Source organism: Kitasatospora sp. NPDC059803, assembly GCF_042732255.1.
Taxonomy (GTDB): Bacteria; Actinomycetota; Actinomycetes; order Streptomycetales; family Streptomycetaceae; genus Kitasatospora.
In genome coordinates this window covers 1,616-18,619 of the sequence record NZ_JBHWIJ010000161.1, presented here as the reverse complement: position 1 = coordinate 18,619, position 17,004 = coordinate 1,616, and the positions used below count along the sequence as shown (strand labels likewise).

At 75.1% G+C, this 17,004-nt stretch carries 9 protein-coding genes; 2 read left to right on the top strand and 7 right to left on the bottom strand.

Annotated elements, in window-relative coordinates; translation table 11 throughout:
* Window positions 1-31: 31 nt before the first annotated feature.
* The 3 genes from ACFV6I_RS23965 to ACFV6I_RS23955 all read right to left on the bottom strand — a co-directional run bounded on the left by ACFV6I_RS23965 (window position 32) and on the right by ACFV6I_RS23955 (window position 4,459).
* The gene (locus tag ACFV6I_RS23965) at window positions 32-2,911 is read right to left on the bottom strand and encodes an FtsX-like permease family protein (protein WP_380427533.1); all 2,880 of its coding nucleotides are present in this window, start codon (window positions 2,909-2,911) and stop codon (window positions 32-34) included.
* Window positions 2,908-3,672, bottom strand: coding sequence for an ABC transporter ATP-binding protein (locus ACFV6I_RS23960; protein WP_063347908.1), 765 nt, complete (start codon window positions 3,670-3,672; stop codon window positions 2,908-2,910). The genes ACFV6I_RS23965 and ACFV6I_RS23960 overlap by 4 nt, the downstream gene beginning before the upstream one ends.
* Window positions 3,673-3,826: 154 nt before the next feature.
* On the bottom strand, window positions 3,827-4,459 hold the full coding sequence (locus ACFV6I_RS23955) for a PadR family transcriptional regulator (protein WP_063347909.1): 633 nt from the start codon (window positions 4,457-4,459) through the stop codon (window positions 3,827-3,829).
* Between the two features lie 78 nt (window positions 4,460-4,537).
* Here ACFV6I_RS23955 and ACFV6I_RS23950 point away from each other — a divergent pair, with 78 nt between their 5' ends.
* On the top strand, window positions 4,538-5,509 hold the full coding sequence (locus ACFV6I_RS23950; RefSeq protein WP_363372609.1) for an endonuclease/exonuclease/phosphatase family protein: 972 nt from the start codon (window positions 4,538-4,540) through the stop codon (window positions 5,507-5,509).
* A gap of 1 nt (window position 5,510) precedes the next feature.
* On the opposite strand, the gene ACFV6I_RS23945 is transcribed toward ACFV6I_RS23950, so the two are convergent.
* The 4 genes from ACFV6I_RS23945 to ACFV6I_RS23930 all read right to left on the bottom strand — a co-directional run bounded on the left by ACFV6I_RS23945 (window position 5,511) and on the right by ACFV6I_RS23930 (window position 13,973).
* Window positions 5,511-6,698 carry a PP2C family protein-serine/threonine phosphatase gene (locus ACFV6I_RS23945; RefSeq protein ID WP_079135641.1) on the bottom strand — a complete coding sequence of 396 codons (1,188 nt, stop codon included), beginning with the start codon at window positions 6,696-6,698 and terminating at the stop codon, window positions 5,511-5,513.
* Between the two features lie 191 nt (window positions 6,699-6,889).
* The gene (locus ACFV6I_RS23940) at window positions 6,890-10,108 is read right to left on the bottom strand and encodes a UvrD-helicase domain-containing protein (protein WP_380427531.1); all 3,219 of its coding nucleotides are present in this window, start codon (window positions 10,106-10,108) and stop codon (window positions 6,890-6,892) included.
* A 32-nt stretch (window positions 10,109-10,140) separates the two neighbouring features.
* Window positions 10,141-13,458 carry an ATP-dependent helicase gene (locus tag ACFV6I_RS23935; protein WP_380378184.1) on the bottom strand — a complete coding sequence of 1,106 codons (3,318 nt, stop codon included), beginning with the start codon at window positions 13,456-13,458 and terminating at the stop codon, window positions 10,141-10,143.
* Window positions 13,459-13,610: 152 nt separating this feature from the next.
* On the bottom strand, window positions 13,611-13,973 hold the full coding sequence (locus tag ACFV6I_RS23930) for an MGMT family protein (protein ID WP_363372602.1): 363 nt from the start codon (window positions 13,971-13,973) through the stop codon (window positions 13,611-13,613).
* Between the two features lie 134 nt (window positions 13,974-14,107).
* Between ACFV6I_RS23930 and ACFV6I_RS23925 the strand changes: the two genes are divergently transcribed.
* The gene (locus ACFV6I_RS23925; protein WP_380427529.1) at window positions 14,108-16,864 is read left to right on the top strand and encodes a flippase-like domain-containing protein; all 2,757 of its coding nucleotides are present in this window, start codon (window positions 14,108-14,110) and stop codon (window positions 16,862-16,864) included.
* The last annotated feature ends 140 nt before the right edge of the window (window positions 16,865-17,004 follow it).

The window sequence follows — 17,004 nt, the reverse complement described above, 5'->3', positions numbered from 1 at the left end:
GGGACGGGGGTGACGGGAGGGTGCACGGACCTCAGCCGGAGCGGCGCAGCAGCGAGATCCGCGAGCGGGTGAGCAGCGCGGCCAGGCCCGCCGCGAGCAGCGGCAGCGCCACCACGGTGAACCCGATGGTGAGCCACGGGAGGACCACGACCGACTTGTTGGCGATCATCTCGGCGGGCATCCCGGGGACGGTGGCCGCCGCGCCCTGGACCTTGCGCAGGGCCACCGCCGGCACGATCCCGCAGACGGTGCCGAGCAGGGTGCCCATGGCGGCGATCACCCCGCACTGGAAGCCGGACAGCGTGCGCCGGATCCGGGGCTCGGCGCCGACCGCCGCGAGGGTGGTCAGGTCGCGCTGGGAGTCGGCGGCGGCGAGTCCGGTGGCGATGCCGGCCGCGCCGAGGGCGACGATGCCGGCGAAGATCGACAGCCCGAGGCCGATCAGGTCGGCCCTGGACTGGTAGCCGCGCTCGATCGAGAGGACCTCCTGGTCGGTGAGCTTGGCCAGCGCCCCGTTGGCCTTCTGCTGGGAGCCGTCGGAGGGGGAGCTGTCGGGCAGCCAGACCGAGCCGGTCGGGGCGGTGGTGAGGCCGAGCCGGGTGGCGGTGTCGGGGCTGATCACGGCCTGGCCGCTGGCCGGCACCGCCGCGGACGCGAGGACGGCGTCGACGGAGATCTCGGTGTGGCCGCGCTTCCGGGGGGACGGCCCGTGGGACGACCCGTCGGTCTCCTCCATCGGATCGTTCAGCTCGACCGCGATCTTGCCGTCCTTGAGGTAGCGCGCGTCGAAGACCACGGCCTTGCCGGCGGCGAGGGCCTGCCCGGCGGCCGGGTCGGTGACGCCGTAGAGGTTGTGCAGCAGGGTGGCGTCGCCCGCGGAGAGGTTGCTGAACTGGTTGCCGCGGTGGCCCGAGACCTGGCAGCGCGGGTCGGTGCCGAGGATGCGCTCCGTCTCGCTGGTGCTGCGCTCGGTGTCGTCGAGGGCGGGGCAGCGCAGTTCCTCGGGCAGCGCGACCTGGATGTAGCCGCAGCGGCTGCCGCCGTCGGCGCAGTCGCCCTTGTAGTTGACGCGCTGGACGTCGGCGCGCGGCCCGAGGGCGGGGATGTTGCGTTCCACCGCGTCGCGCATCTGCGGCAGCAGATTGCCCTCGGAGGCGGGCAGCCAGCCGCTGCCGAGCAGGACGGCGCCGGAGGGGGCGGCGGCGGTGTACTCGCGGCGGTTCCCCTCGTCGTAGCTGGCGAGGTAGACGCTGACCGCGACGGTGCCGGCGACGGCGGCCATCACGGCGGCGACGGCGGGCGCGGTGCGGCCGCGGTGGCGCACCGAGTCGCGCAGGGCGAGCCGGGGGCCGAGCGAGAGCCAGCGGCCGAGCCGGCCGAACAGGCCGACCAGGTAGGGCGTCAGGGCGACCATGCCGAGTTCGGCGACGGCCGAGCCGCCGAGGACGGACAGGCTGCGGTTGGCGAAGCCGCTGGTGGCGCCGAGCAGGGCGAGCGCGGAGCCGCCGCCGAGCATCAGCAGGCCGACCACGGCGAGCCTGCGGCTCGGGGGCTTGAGCGAGTCGCGGCCGGTGAGCGCGGCGACGACGTCCTGGCGGGAGGCCTGGACGGCGGGCACGACGGCGGCGAGCAGGCCGGTGACCAGGCCGACCAGGAGCACGCCGAGCAGGTCGAGCGGCTGGAGGTTGAAGTGGCCGAAGCGCTGGCCGGCGTACTCCTCGGCCCGGGTGCGCAGCAGGGCGACCAGGCCGATGCCGAGTCCGAGGCCGACGACGGCGCCGGTGACGCCGAGGACGATGCCGCCGCCGAGGACGACGGCGCGGATGTTGGCGCGCTCACCGCCGCCGGCGGCGAGCAGGCCGAGCTGCCGCCGGGAGCGCCTGGCCCCGACGGCGAAGGCGGGGCCCGCGAGGAGGACGATCTCCAGCAGGGCCATGCCGACGACGGTGGCGAGGATGACGACGGAGGTGCGGTCGAGGTAGCCGGGGGTGGGGCCGCCGCGCTTGTCGGCCTCGACGTAGTAGGGGACGTCGGCGCGGGCCGGCGGGTCGAGCAGGACGGCGCGGGAGGCGAGGGCGAAGCCGTAGCCGCCCAGTTCGGTGACCTTGGGCCAGTCGAGGGTGGCGCCGGCGGGGAGCTTGACGAGCCAGCGGGTGGGCGCGTCGGTGCCGGCGTTGCGGCTGCGGTCGGCGCCGGGGAGCTTGGCGAGCTTGCTGATCAGGGTGCCGGGCCGGGCGATGATCTCGGTGGCCGTCAGTTCACCGGGGTACTCGACGACGCCGGTGATGGTGAAGGGGCTGTCCTCCAGGCCGCGGACGGCGGTCCGGTCGCCGATCTTGAGGCCGGAGCGGGTGAGGAAGTCCCGGGTGACGGCGGCTTCGCCGTCGGTGGCGGGGGCGCGGCCCTTGACCAGGTTGACGCGGCCGTTCCAGACCGGGTCGGTGAGGTCCAGTTCGGTGGTCCCGGTGCTGAGCAGGCCCTGGGAGCTGCCGGCGGCGATGTAGGGGCCCTGCCGCTCGGGTACGAGGGTGGCGCCGGGCGGGAGCAACTGCTTCGCCAGTTCGGCGGGCTCGGTGTCGAGGCTGCGCTGCTGGGCGGGGGTGTACTGGGGGGCGGCGCCGTTCTTCGCCTCGTCCTTGGCGCTCTTGGTGGTCATTCCCTTGTCGGGGTCGGGCGCCTGGAGGACGGTGGAGCCGCGTTCGACCATCTGCAGTTCGCCGGCGGCCTGGCCCATGACGCGCACGACGTGTTCGGCGGGTTCGAGGTCGGCGCTGCGGAAGACCACGTCGGCGCCGGTGACGCCGAGGACGGGCAGCGCGACCATGGCGATGACCAGGGCGCTGCGGCCCTTGGCCCGCAGGGCGTCGCGGCGGGCGATGCGCAGGGCGACCCGCCAGGCGCTGAGCTTCACTCGTCCACCTTCATGCTGTTGGTGGCGGCGCTGACGAGCAGGCTGGCGGCGTCCTGGCTGACGCTCTCGTCGACCATGCGGCCGTCGCGCAGGAAGACCACGCGGTCGGCCCAGGCGGCGTGCCGGGCCTCGTGGGTGACCATCATGGCGGCGGCGCCGGCGTCGCAGCGGGCGCGCAGGACGGCGAGGACGGCCTCGCCGGTGGTGGAGTCGAGGGCGCCGGTGGGCTCGTCGGCGAGGACGAGGCGGCGCTCGCCGATGAGGGCGCGGGCGATGGCGACGCGCTGCTGCTGGCCGCCGGACATGTCGTCGGGGAAGCGGTCGGCGAGCTCGGGGATGCCGAGCTCCTCCAGGGCGGCGAGCGCCTCGCGGCGGGCGGCGCGGGCGGACAGGCCGTCGAGTTCGCGCGGCAGCGAGATGTTCTCGCCGGCGGTGAGGGCCGGTATCAGGTTGTAGTCCTGGAAGACGTAGCCGATGGAGCGGCGGCGGACCTGGGCGAGCCGCTTGCGGTTGAGCCCGCCGAGGGCGACGCCCTCGACGAGGACCTGGCCGGTGGTCGGGGTGTCCAGTCCGCCGGCGAGGGTGAGGAGCGTCGACTTGCCGGAGCCGGACGGGCCCATGACGGCGACGAACTCGCCGGGGTGGACCTTGAGGTCGATGCCGCGCAGGGCTTGGACCTCCGCGGCGCCTTGGCCGTGGACTCGGGTGACGTTTTCCAGGTGCAGTACCGGCGTCTGCCGGGCCGGGTCGGTGTGGGACATGGTTCCCCCCTTGTGCTGGTGGTGGGCTCGGCGTCGGGTCCGGGCCGATGGTTCGGGTGGGCCGCCGGGGTCAGGTGCGTCAGCGGCGGCGGGCGGGGTCGGGTGCGTGGGCTACGGCGGGCGAGGTCAGGCGCACGCGGTCAGGCGCACGCGGTCAGGTGCGCGAGCGGCGGCGGGCGGGCCTGGCGGCCGTGGCGCCGCCGTCGCGGGCGGCTTCGGCGGCGCGGGCCTGTTCGGTCTCCGCGTGCTGGTGGAGCCGGGTCTCGCAGTGGTCGAGCCAGCGGATCTCGGCCTCGGTCTGGAAGATCAGCTGGTCGAGGACGAGCAGCCAGGCCAGGTCGTTGCTCGCGGAGGGCGCGATGCCGGGCCGTGACTCCCCGGCCAGCGCGCGGCCCTTGAGCCGGGTGTAGTCCTGGAGTGCCTTGATGCTGTGGCGGCGCTGGCCCTGGACGACGGCGGAGACGTCCACCCCGGGGACGGTGACGGCCATGGCGAGCTTGATGGCCAGTTCGTCGCGCGGGGGGTTGGTCCGGGGCACCGGGGTGTCGAACCAGGCCCGCAGCTCGGTGCGCCCCTCCTCGGTGACGGCGTAGAACTGGTGGCCCTCGTCGTCCTCTCCGGCGGGCTCGACCAGGCCGTCCCGCTCCAGTCGGGACAGCGTGGTGTAGACCTGCCCGACGTTGAGCGGCCAGGTGGCGCCGGTGCGCGCCTCGAACTCGGTGCGCAGTTGGTAGCCGTAGCGCGGGCCCTGGTCGAGCAGGGCGAGCAGACCGTGTCGGATGGACATACTCAGTATGTATACCCGGTATGCCCTACAGGCTCAAGCCGCGCCCCCTCCCCCGGCGAGCGGGTACCGTCGTGCGGTGTGAGCCAGTTGCGCATCGCCACCTTCAACCTGCTGCACGGTCAGCCGCTCGCCCCGGACGGCGCCCCGCGGCCCTACCCCGCCGACGCCGGCGGGCCGCTGGCGGAGGCGGTGGCCGCGCTGGACGCCGACGTACTGGCCCTGCAGGAGGTGGACCGCCACCAGTCCCGCTCCGGCGGCACCGACCAGGCCGCGGTGGCCGCCAAAGCCATGGGGGCCGCCGACTGGCGGTTCGCCGCCGCCCTGCACGGGCGCCCGGCGCCGGTCGCGGGCTGGGTGCCGGAGCCCTCCGTGCCCGGCGGCCTGCGGGTGTACGGGCCCGGCGACGTCGGCGACGGCGCCCCGCCCTCGTACGGCACCGCGCTGCTGACCCGACTGCCGGTGCGGCACTGGCGGGCCCGCCGGTTCGCCCCGGCTCCGTTCGGGCTGCCGCTGCGGGTGGCCGGCCGGCGCGGGCTCACCCCGGTGCCGGACGAGCCGCGGGCGGCGCTGGCGGCCGTGCTGGAGGGCGACCACGGCCCGTTCACCGTGGTGGCGGCGCACCTGTCCTTCGTCCCCGGGTGGAACATGGCACAGCTGGCCGGCATCCGGCGGTGGATCGCGGACCTGCCGCAGCCGTACCTGGTGCTGGGCGACTTCAACCTGGTCGGCGCGGTGCCGCGCACCGTCCTCGGCGGGGCGACCGCACTGGAGCGCACCGCGCCCCGGGCACGGGTCCGGGAGCTGCGGGCGGCCCGGCGGGCCCGGCCGGCCCTGGCCGAGCCGCGCCGGCGCCGGGTACGCGAGCCCCGCCCCCGACTGCAGGGCTGGTACGACCTGGCCCGCACCCCGACGTACCCCTCGCACCGCCCGGCGGTGCAGTTCGACCACGTGCTGGCGGTCGGTGTGCCGCGCGCCGCGGTCGGCCCGGCGGCGGCGCCGCGCGCGGCGGTGTCGGACCACCGGCCGCTGCTGGTGGAGGTCTCGCTCTAGATCAGCGCTGGCGGGACAGGATGCCGTGCTGGTGCGGTAGTTGGGGGCCGGCGGCGGGGGCCGGCGCATACTGGAGGAGCAGCATGGCCGCGTCGTCGCCGAGTTGGCGGCCGACGTGGCGCACCACGTCCTCGTGCAGGCGCTGCAGGACGTCCGCCGGGCGGCCGTCGGCGCAGCGCGGGAGGCGTTCGGCGAGCGGGTAGAAGGCGCCGGAGCGGTCGCGGGCCTCGATCACCCCGTCGGTGAACAGCAGGACCCGGTCGCCGGGCCGCAGTGCCACCCGGTGCACCGGCGGCCGGACGTCGGCCGGGTCGAGGACGCCCAGCGGCGGGACGGTCTCGGCGAGTTCGAGCGGCCGGACGTCCCCGCCGCGCAGCAGCAGCGGCGAGGGGTGGCCGCAGTTGACCAGTTCCGCGGTGCCGTCCGCGCCGACGCCGATCAGCACCAGGGTGACGAACTCCTCCTCCACGCCCGGGTGGTCGTTCTCGTGCAGGGCCCGGTCGAGGCTGACGGCCAGCCAGCCGGCGACCCGGTCCAGTGCGGGCTCCTGGTGCGCGGCCTCGCGGAAGGCGCCGAGGACGGCGGCGGCGGTCTCGACCGCGCCGAGGCCCTTGCCGCGGACGTCGCCGACCACGGCCCGCACCCCGTGCCGGGTGTTGACCACCTCGTACAGGTCGCCGCCGATCCTGGCGTGCGCGGCGGCGGCCTCGTAGTGGACGGCCGCCTGGACGGTGCCGACCCGCTCGGGAACGGGCCGCAGCAACACCCGGCGGGCGATCGAGGCGACGAGCTGGGCGTCGGCCAGCGCCCGCTCCTGGCGCAGCCGAAGGGTGGCGCTGACCCAGCCGATCAGGGCGACCAGCAGGATCGCGAAGACGCTGGCGGCGTGCACGGACTGGTCGAGGGCGTCGCTGCGGAAGGCCATCAGGAAGGCCACCGCCTCGGTGAAGAGGCCGATGGCGAGCGGGTACCAGGTTCGGTGGCTGACCACGGCGGCCAGCGCGGGGACGGCGGTGAGGGCCGGTTCGACCGTCACCTCGGTGTTGCTGACGAAGTCGAGGGCGACGATCAGCGCCATGCCGATGAAGGGCAGCGCGAGCGCCGTCCTCGGCCAGGTGCCGGTCGTGCCCGGAGCGGGTCCCGGGGTCGGCCCGGTGAACCGCTCTCTGATCCATCCGGTCGCGCTCAACGTCGGTTACTCCAGCAGAAGACGCCGATGCCCGGGGGCACCTGCGGTGATGACTGAGGGTTAGGGAATGCGGGCCTCGCTGGCGGCCGGAGCACGGGGGTTGACCGGTTACCGACCCCACAATAGGCACGAAACGTGCATGGCGCACAGGTTTCGGGCGCTGCCGTGATGACTTGAATGCTCTGCGTGACTCATTCTTCACTGTTCCCGATCAGGAGCCGTTCCAACTCTTTTCGGTCGGGAAGTCCTGTCGGACGGACGATCCGCCCGCTGCGGACGTACAGGAAGGAAGCCGTGACCTGCTCCGGCGGAACGCCCGCCTGCTCGGCCCAGGCGATCCGGTAGACCGCGAGCTGCAACGGGTCGGCGGTCTCCTCGCGGTGGGTCTTCCAGTCCACCACTTCGTAGCGTGACGCGCCACCGGTTACTGACGTCACGTCACCGTCCCGGTATACCGCGTCGATCCGGCCGCGCACCACCCGCCCCCCGAGCACCAGCTGGAACGGCGCCTCCACCCGGTGCGGCCGGCGCTGGGCGTACGGGGTGCGCAGGAACGCCTCCTTGAACCGCTCCAGGTCCTGCTCGTCCTCGATGCCGTCGTCGTCGGCGCCGGGCAGCGCGCCCGGCTCGATCAGCAGCAGCGGTTCGATCCGGGACTGCACCCAGGCGTGGAAGCGGGTGCCCCGCCGGGCGGCCGGCTGCGGCGGGCGCGGCATCGGCCGGGCCAGGTCGCGCGCGAAGCCGTCCGGGTCGGCGGCCAGGCGCAGCAGTTGGGTGGCGGACAGCGCGGCGGGCAGCGGCACGTCGCGGGCGGTGCGCCGGGAGCGCTCCAACTCGCCCAGCAGCGCGGTGAGGTCGCGGTCCCAGGAGGCCGCCTGGCGCTGGTCCTCGGCGGCCATCGGCTCGGGTTCGGGGGCGGGCGCGCCGGCCAGCCGGGCGTGCACCACCTCGGCGACCCGGCGGCGGGCCAGCTGGGCGGCCGGGTCCAGCGGCAGCGGCCAGGGGCGCTCGACGGGATCGGCCAGCGCCGGGTTCTCGGCGCCCTTCTCGGGCTGCTCGGCCCAGTGCTCGACCTCCCCGGCGCCGGGCCGCTCGCAGTGCTCGCGCAGCTGCTCCAGGAAGGCGGACGGGCCGCGGACGGTCTTCTGGCTGGGCCCCCACCAGTGCCCGGAGGCCAGCAGCAGCGTGCGCGGGCGGGTGAACGCGACGTAGCCCAGGCGCAGTTCCTCGGTGCCGGAGTGCTCGGCCAGCTGCCGCTTGAACGCGGTCATGGCCTTGCCGTCCCACCCGCCGCGCACGTCGGGCAGGGTGTCCGCGTCGCCGCGCAGGGCGTGCGGGAGCACCCGTTTGCTGCTGGTCCAGCGCTCGCGCGAGGTGGTGGACGGGAACGAGCCCTTGACCAGGCCGGGGACGGCGACGACGTCCCACTCCAGGCCCTTGGACTTGTGCGCGGTGAGCACCTTCACGGTGTCCTCGCCGCCGGGCAGGCTGCTGTCCAGGCCGCGCTCGTACTCCTGGGCGGCGCGCAGGAAGCCGAGGAAGGCGGCCAGGCCGGGGTCGCCGTCGAGGTCGGCGAAGGAGGCGGCGACGTCCAGGAAGGCGTGCAGGGTCTCGCGCCGCCGGGCGGCCAGCGCCTGCGGGGAGGCGGCGAGTTCGACCTCCAGGCCGGTGACGGCCAGCACCCGGTGCAGCACGTCCATCAGCGGGTCGGCGAGCGAGCGCCGCAGGTCGCGCAGCTCCTGGCCGAGGCGGGCCAGGCGGACCCTGGCCTCGGCGGAGAAGGGCAGTTCGTCGGGCTGCTCCGCGTCGAGGAAGGTCTCCACCGCGTCGGCGAGCGAGACCACCTCGGTGGGGTCGGCCTCGGCGACGGCCGCCGTCAGCGCCTCCACGCCCTCGGGCCGGTCGGTGCGCACCAGGTCGGCGGCCCGGCGCCCGAGCAGGGCGAGGTCGCGCGGGCCGATCCGCCAGCGCGGGCCGATCAGCAGGCGCACCAGCGCGGCGTTGGCGGTCGGGTCCTGGAGCACCTCGCAGACCGCCACCAGGTCGGCCACCTCGGGCAGTTGCAGCAGCCCGCCCAGGCCCACCACCTCGACCGGCACCTCGCGGGCGACCAGGGCGGCGTGGATGTCCGGGAAGGCCGCGCCGCCACGGCACAGCACGGCGATCCGGCCGGGCGCGGTGCCGGTGCGCACCAGGTGGGCGATCGAGTCGGCGAGCCAGTCGACCTCCTCGGCGTGGGTGGGCAGCAGCGCCGCCCGCACGTAGCCGTCCTGCTCGGCGCCGGGGGCCGGGCGCAGCGCCTCGACGCCCTCGTGCATGGCCCGCAGCGGCGCGGCGAGTTCGTTGGCGAAGGCGAGCAGCCGGCCGCCGCTGCGGCGGTTCTCGCTGAGCGCGTAGCGGGCGGCGGGGCGGCCGTCGGCCTTCGGGAAGTGCCGGGGGAACTCGTCGAGGTTGGCGACGGAGGCGCCGCGCCAGCCGTAGATCGCCTGGCAGGGGTCGCCGACGGCGGTGACGGGGTGGCCGGCAAAAGGATGACCGGGACCGGGGCCGGCGCCGAACAGGCCGGCCAGCATCAGCCGCTGGGCGACCGAGGTGTCCTGGTACTCGTCGAGCAGCACGACCCGGAACTGGCCGCGGAGCAGCGCGCCGACCTCGGGCCGCTGCTGGGCGAGCCGGGCGGCGGCGGCTATCTGGTCGCCGAAGTCCATCAGCCCGGCGGCGTGCTTGCGGCGCCGGTAGTCCTCGACCAGGCGCAGCAGCTCCAGCCGGGCCCGGGCGGTGGCGGGGACGGCCCGCAGGTCGTCGTTGGTGAGCTTGACGGTGGCGAGGGTGTCCAGCAGGTCCTCGTCGTGGGCGCGCAGGGTGTCCGGCTCGACCAGGTGCTCGGCGAGTTCGCCGTCCAGGGCGATCAGGTCGGCGACGAGGTTGGCGAAGGTGCCGGTGAGCGCGGGGAACGGGCCGCGGGCGGTGCGCAGCACCTTGGCGGCGAGCTGGAAGCGGGTGGCGTCGGCGAGCAGCCGCACGTCGGGTTCGACGCCGATCCGCAGGCCGTGCTCCTTGAGCAGCCGGCCGGCGAAGGCGTGGTAGGTGGAGATCTCCGGTTCGCCGAGCGGCTCCGCGCCGTCCTGCCCGGTGACGCCGGCCCGCAGCAGGGCGGTGCGCACGCGTTCGGCGAGTTCGCCGGCGGCCTTGTTGGTGAAGGTGAGGCCGAGCACCTCCTCGGGCCGGACGGCGCCGGAGCCGACCAGCCAGACCACCCGGGCGGCCATCACCGTGGTCTTGCCGGAGCCGGCGCCGGCCACGATCACGGCCGGTTCCAGGGGGGCGCCGATGGCCGCCATCTGCTCCCGGTTGAACGGGATGCCCAGCAGCTCCTTGAGCTGGTCGGGATGGCTGAGCACGGCGGTCACCCCGCAACGTTAACCGGAGCGGCGGACAACCTTCACTCGACGAGTTGCGCCCCGTCCCGCTGGGCGGAGCAGCTGCGGCGGAAGGTGCAGCGGTCGCAGCCGCCGCCGGTCTGCGGGACGAAGCGCTCGGCGAGGACCCGGCCGGCCGCGTCGGCGAGCAGGTTCTCGATCCACGGCTCGCCCTCCGGCGGGTCCTGCCGCTGCACCTTGGGGGCGTCCTGGGCGGCCTTGGCGGCGGGCTCGCGCAGGTGGACGAGTTCGGCGCCGCCGGTGGCCGGGGGGCGGTCGGCGAAGCCGGGCAGCTCGTTGAGGGCCCCGGCGCGGACGGCGAGCTGGTAGACGGCGAGCTGCTTGTGCTCGGGCAGCGACTTGTCGGTGGGGATCTGCTTGCCGGTCTTGAAGTCGACGACGTAGGCGCGCCCGGCCGCGTCCTTCTCGACCCGGTCCATCGAGCCGCGGATGCGCACCGAGACGCCGCCGGCGTCGAGGGTGACGTCGAAGCCGTGCTCGGTGGCGACGAGGTCGCGGCCGCGTTCCAGCACGTGCCAGTTGAGGAAGCGCTCCAGGGCGGCGCGGGCCTGGGTCTTCTCCTGGTGGGACTTCCAGGGCGCGTCGAAGGCCAGCGCGTCCCAGACGGTGTCCAGGCGTTCCATCAGGACGGCGAGGTCGGCGGGGGTGCGCCCGGAGCCGACCTCGTCGGCGAGCGCGTGCACGACGTTGCCGAAGCCCTGGGCGGCGGAGCCGGCTGCGCGGGCCTTGACCTCCTTGTCCAGGAACCACTGCAGCGAGCAGTTCTCCAGTTGTTCCAGGCCGCTGCCGGACAGCCGCACCGGCAGGTCGGCGCTGCGCAGCGGGTCGGGGGCGGCGGTGGCGTCGGCCAGGCCCCACCAGCGGTCGGGGCGGGCGGCGGGCACCAGCGGCTGGCCCTCGTCGTCGGTGGCGGTGGCGAGCAGGGCGAGCCGTTCGGCGGCGGCCCGGCGCAGTTCGGGCGAGCGGGCCGGGTCGACGGTGACGGCCCGCAGTTCGGCGACCAGTGCGGCGACGGACAGCGGGCGGCGCGGGCGGTGGGTGACGTCCTCGACGACGACGGGCGGGGTGCGGCGCACGACCTTGCCGGTCCGCGGGTCGACGTCCTCGCGGTAGAGCTCGCGCAGGAAGCGGGAGGGCTCGTCGCCGTCGTCGGCGGGGGCCTTGACGGCGGTGACGATCAGCCGTTCCCGGGCGCGGGTCGCGGCGACGTAGAAGAGCCGGCGCTCCTCGCCGAGCAGGGCGCCCGGGGAGAGCGGTTCGGCGAGGCCGTCGCGGCCGATCCGGTCGGCCTCCAGCAGGGAGCCGCGGCGGCGCAGGTCGGGCCAGAGGCCGTCCTGGACGCCGGCGACGACGACCAGGCGCCATTCCAGGCCCTTGGAGCGGTGGGCGGTCATCAGCCGGACGGCCTCGGGGCGCACGGCCCGGACGGTGAGGGTGTCGGCGGCGATGTCCTGGGCGTCGAGCTCGGCGAGCAGGTCGAGGGCGCCGCGGTGGCCGGTGACCTGCTCCTCGGCGCGGGCTGCGGTCTCGAACAGGGCGCACAGCGCGTCGAGGTCGCGGTCGGCGTTGCGGCCGGCGGCGCCGCCGCGCAGGGCGGCCCGTTCCAGGCGTTCGCGCCAGCGGCGGCTGCCGTCCCACAGCTCCCAGAGCGCCTCCTCGGCGGTGCAGCCGCCGGCCAGGCGTTCGCGGACCTTGCGCAGCAGGGTGCCGAGGTCGCGGGCCCGGCGGGCGTGGGCGGGGTCGAGGGCGATCAGCCGCTCGGGTTCGGCGAGGGCCTCGCGCAGCAGGTCGCCGGCCGGGCGGGGGGCGGCCGGGTCCCCGTCGGCGCGCAGGGCGGCGCGTTCCTCCTCGCGCAGGGCGCGGCCGAGGCGGCGCAGGTCGGAGCCGTCGAGGCCGCCGAGCGGGCCGGTGAGCAGGGCGTGGGCCAGGTCGGTGGTGAGCGGGTCGGGTGTGTCGGGGTCGCCGTGCCGGTCGCGGGCGGCCTGCTCGGCGCAGACCCGCAGGGCGAGCAGCAGGTGGGCGACGGCCGGCTCCTCGCGCAGCGGCAGGTCGTCGCCGTCGATCTCCAGCGGGACGCCGGCCGCGCTGAGCGCCCGCCGTACGCCGGGGATGGAGCGGGCGCCGGCCCGGACCAGGACGGCCATCTCGCCCCAGGGCACGCCGTCCTCCAGGTGGGCGCGGCGCAGCAGGTCGGCGATCGAGTCGAGTTCGGCGCCGGGGGTGGGGTAGGTGTAGACCTCGGCCCGGCCGCCCTCGCGGGAGGGCAGCAGCGCGCGGTGCTGGGCGAGCTTGTCGGCGGGCAGCCGACCCATCGGCATCCGCCGGGCGAGCTCCCGGGAGGCGGCGAGCAGGACGGCCCCGGAGCGGCGGGAGACGCGCAGCACCTTGACGTCTGCGGGTTCGCCGTCGGCCCGGCGGAAGGTCTGCGGGAAGTCGAGGATGCCGTTGATGTCGGCGCCGCGGAAGGCGTAGATCGACTGGTCGGGGTCGCCGACCGCGACGAGTTCGCGGCCGCCGCCGGCCAGCTGGCGCAGCAGCCGGACCTGGGAGGGGTCGGTGTCCTGGTACTCGTCGACGAACACCACCTCGTAGCGCCGCCGCAGTTGTTCGGCGACCTCGGGGCGTTCGGCGAGCAGGACGGCCCGGTGGACGAGTTCGGCGTAGTCGAGGACGCCGCGCAGGTCGAGCACGTCGAGGTAGTCGGCGAGGAAGTGCGCGGCGGCGGCCCAGTCGGGGCGCTGGACGCCCTGGGCGAAGCGCTCCAGTTCGGCTTCGCCCAGGCCCAGCTCGCGGCTGCGGGCGAGGACGGCGCGGACCTCGTCGGCGAAGCCGCGGGTGGTCAGGCAGGCCCGCAGGTCGAGCGGCCAGTGGATCCGGGAGCTGCCGAGTTTCGCGTCCTCGGCGCCGCCGGCCAGCAGTTCGCGGACCATGACGTCCTGCTCGGGGCCGGAGAGCAGCCGCAGCGGTTCGGCGTAGTCCTGCGGGTCCTGGTGGGCGCGCAGCAGGGCGTAGCTGAAGGAGTGGAAGGTGGTGGCCTGGGGGGCGGCCGAGGAGGAGCCGAGCCGGGCGGACATCCGGTCGCGCAGTTCCGTCGCGGCCTTGCGGCTGAAGGTGAGGACGAGGATGCGCTCGGGGTCGGTGCCGTGCTCGATCCGCCGGGCGACGGCCTCGACCAGGGTGGTGGTCTTGCCCGTCCCGGGGCCGGCGAGCACCAGCAGCGGCCCGCCGCCGTGCTCGACCACGGCGCGCTGGTACTCGTCCAGCACGGGTGGGGCGGGCTGGACGAGCGGGCTGCGCACGAGCCGGTACGGGGAACTCACGGAGGCGGATCCTGGGGTTGTGCTGGAGGCGTGGCCGGGCGGGCCCGCCGGGGCCCGCCCGTATCGAGCCTACGATCCTGCCCCGTCATTCCCGTCCGCGCGGCCGTTTCGCGGCATCCCCCGGTCCGCGGCATCCCCATTTTGCGGCGACCTCATTGCTCGCCGCCCGGCTCCCGCCCGTCCCAGCGGGCCCGCCGCAGGTCGACCCGGGGCGGGTCGGCGAGTTCGCGCAGCGGGGTGCCCTCCTCGCCGTAGTGGGCGAGGGCGCGGTGCTCGTGTCCGGGCAGGAAGCGGCCGTCGGCGCGGATGACCCGCCACCAGGGGACCGAGCCGCCGTACAGGGCCATCACCCGGCCGACCTGCCGGGGGCCGCCCTGGCCGAGGTACTCGGCAACGTCCCCGTAGGTCATCACCCTGCCGGGTGGAATCCGCTCGGTCAGGTCGAGCACCAGTTCGGCGAAGGGTGGCAGGGTGTCCGGGAGGCCGTCGTCTGTTACGTCCGTCACCTGCGGCATTCTTCCTCACGGGGGCGCACCCGCGGCCCCGTACGAACGATCCGCCGCGCCCGATCCGGCCCCTGTCCAGCACGGGGCGCCGAGGCATGCCACCATCTTCGGGGCGGTGAGTGGTGATACGAGGACAAGACCAGATGACCGGGACGGCTGACGTGGGTGTGGACGAGGACTCCGACGAGTCCGCCGCCGCCGTGCCCTCGGCTCCCGGTGGTGGGCCCGCGACCGGGCCGACACCGGAAGTCTCCCTGATCAAGGACCTGACGATCAAGACCCCCGCGCCCGCCGAGGCCTCCGAAGAACCCGCCGAACCCGCCGAAGCCCCCGGGGAACCGGCCGCCGAAGCCCCCGGGGATCCGGCCGCCGCCGCGCCGCCGGCCCGGCGCCCGCTGCCCGACTACCACGACCCGCTGGGCGACACCCCGCACCTGGACGTCGACGAGCCCCTGCTCGCCGCCCGGGCGCACCGCCCGTCCGACCTGATCCGCTTCCTGGCCGGCGTCCTCGGCATAGTCGCCGTCTTCGTGCTGGCGGGCATCGCCACCTCGACCACCACCGGCATCGAACAGGACATCGCCACCAACGCGCCGCACTTCTCCGCGGTGCTCTCCACGATCACCGGCCTGCTCTCCAGCGTCGCGGTGCTCGCCGTACCGCTGGCCTTCGCGGTCGAGCGGCTGATCAAACGCGACGGCCTGCGGGTCGCCGACGGCGTGCTCGCCTCGGTGCTCGCCTACGGCGTCTCACTGGGCATCGACTGGTGGGTGGCCGAAGGCGCCTCCGACCACATCCGGGACGCGCTGACCAGGCTGCCGATGGACAGCAACGGCACCCTCACCGACCCGGTGCACGGCTACCTCGCCCCGGTGATCGCCTACATGACCGCGGTCGGCATGTCGAGCCGCCCCCGGTGGCGGGTCGCCCTGTGGGTGGTGGTGGTCTTCAGCGGGATCACCGAACTGCTCGGCGGCTACACCACCCCGCTGTCGCTGCTGCTCACCGTCCTGATCGGCTGGTCCGTCGCGTACGGCACGCTGTACGCGATCGGCTCCCCGAACATCCGGCCCACCGGCCAGCACCTGATGATCGGCCTGCGCAAGGTCGGCTTCACCCCGGAGAGCGCCCACCGCGCCCCGGACGCACCCGGCGGCACCCGCCGCTACTACGTCACCCAGCAGAGCGGCCCGCCGCTGGACGTCCACATCATCGACCGCGAGCAGCAGGCCTCCGGCTTCTTCTACCGGGCCTGGCGGCGGCTGCGGCTGCGCTCGGTGGCGGTGCGCCGCAGCCCGCAGTCGCTGCGCCAGGCGCTGGAGCAGGAGGCCCTGATCGCCTACGCGGCGGCCGCCTCGGGCGCCCGCGCGCCGCAGCTGGTCGCCACCTCCGAGCTGGGTCCGGACGCCGCGATCCTGGTCTACGGCAAGGTCGAGGGCCGCATCCTGGACGAGCTCTCCGACGAGGAGGTCACCGACCAGGTGATGGCCTCGCTCTGGGAGTCGGTGGCGGCCCTGCACGAGCGCCGGATCGCCCACCGCCGGCTGACCGGCGAGTCGCTGCTGGTGGTGGACGAGAGGACGGCCTGCCTGGTCAACCTCTCCGGCGGCGACATCGCCGCCACCGACCTGACGCTGCGCATCGACGTCGCCCAGCTGGTCACCACCTTCGCGCTGCGGATCGGCCCGGAGCGGGCCGTCGCCACCGCCAACGCGGTGCTCGGCGCCGACCGGGTCGCCCAGGCGCTGCCGCTGCTCCAGCCGGTCGGGATGAGCCGCTCCACCAGGGTCGACCTCTCGCGGCTCACCAAGGAGCGCAAGACCGTCGCCCGGGCCAGGGCGCTGGAGCAGGTCGCGGCCGGCGAGCGCACCCAGCAGCAGGCCGAGGAGGACATCGCGGTGGCCGGCGAGGACCTGCTGAGCCGCATCCGCGGCCAGATCCTCCAGATCGCCCCCGAGGCACCGATGGAGCCGGCCAAGCTGGAGCGGCTGAAGCCGAAGAGCCTGATCATGGTGATCGCGCTCACCTTCGCCGCCTACCTGGCGCTGACCACCATCAAGCCGGCCCAGCTCAAGCTCTCCCAGATGGACTGGGTCTGGGCGGCGGCGGCCCTGCTGGCGGCCGCGTTCAGCTACGTCGCCGCCGCGATGAGCCTGACCGGCTTCGTCCCGGAGAAGCTGCCGTTCCGGCGCACCGTCGCGGCCCAGCTGGCCGGCTCCTTCGTCAAGCTGGTCGCGCCCGCCGCGATCGGCGGCATCGCGCTCAACACCCGCTACCTACAGAAGGCCGGGATCCGCTCCGGCCAGGCGGTGGCCTCGGTCGGCGCCTCCCAGCTGGCCGGCCTGGCCGGGCACCTGCTGCTGCTGTTCAGCTTCGGCCTGATCACCGGCAGCCAGACCAACGGCGACCTGTCCGCCTCCCGCGCGGTGATCATCGGCGTGCTGACCGCCGCCGTGCTCGCCCTGGTGGTGGCGGCGGTCGCGCCACTGCGCCGGTTCGTCCTGGGCCGGCTGCGCTCGCTGTTCTTCGGCGTGGTGCCGCGGATGCTCGACCTGATGCAGACGCCCAGCAAGCTGGTCACCGGCTTCGGCGGCATCCTGCTGCTGACCCTGTCCTTCACCGCCTGCCTGGACGCCTCGGTGCAGGCCTTCGGCGGCGACGTCAGCTTCTCGGCGGTCGCGGTGGTCTTCCTGACCGCCAACGCGGCCGGCTCGGCGATCCCCACCCCGGGCGGCATCGGCCCGGTCGAGGTCGCCCTGATCGGCGCCCTGACGGTCGCGGACGTGTCGCCGGCGGTCGCCACCCCGGCGGTCTTCCTCTACCGGGCGCTCACCTTCTGGCTGCCGGTGCTGCCGGGCTGGATCTCCTACAACATGCTGCAGCGCCGCGGCGCGCTCTGACGTCCACCGGATACGCGGAAGGGGGCGCCCCGGGGGGGGCGGGGCGGGGGGGGGGGGGGGGGAGGTTTCGGGGTGGAGGGTTGGGAGGGGGTGGGGGGGTGGTGGTGTGTTCGAACGAGAGCGCCCGCGCCCCCGAGGGA

Bases quoted from the DNA above. Each gene is read 5' to 3' on its own strand.
- ACFV6I_RS23960 (WP_063347908.1), bottom strand. From the start codon at position 3,672: ATGTCCCACACCGACCCGGCCCGGCAGACGCCGGTACTGCACCTGGAA.
- ACFV6I_RS23925 (WP_380427529.1), top strand. From the start codon at position 14,108: ATGACCGGGACGGCTGACGTGGGTGTGGACGAGGACTCCGACGAGTCC.
- ACFV6I_RS23955 (WP_063347909.1), bottom strand. From the start codon at position 4,459: ATGTCCATCCGACACGGTCTGCTCGCCCTGCTCGACCAGGGCCCGCGC.
- ACFV6I_RS23930 (WP_363372602.1), bottom strand. From the start codon at position 13,973: ATGCCGCAGGTGACGGACGTAACAGACGACGGCCTCCCGGACACCCTG.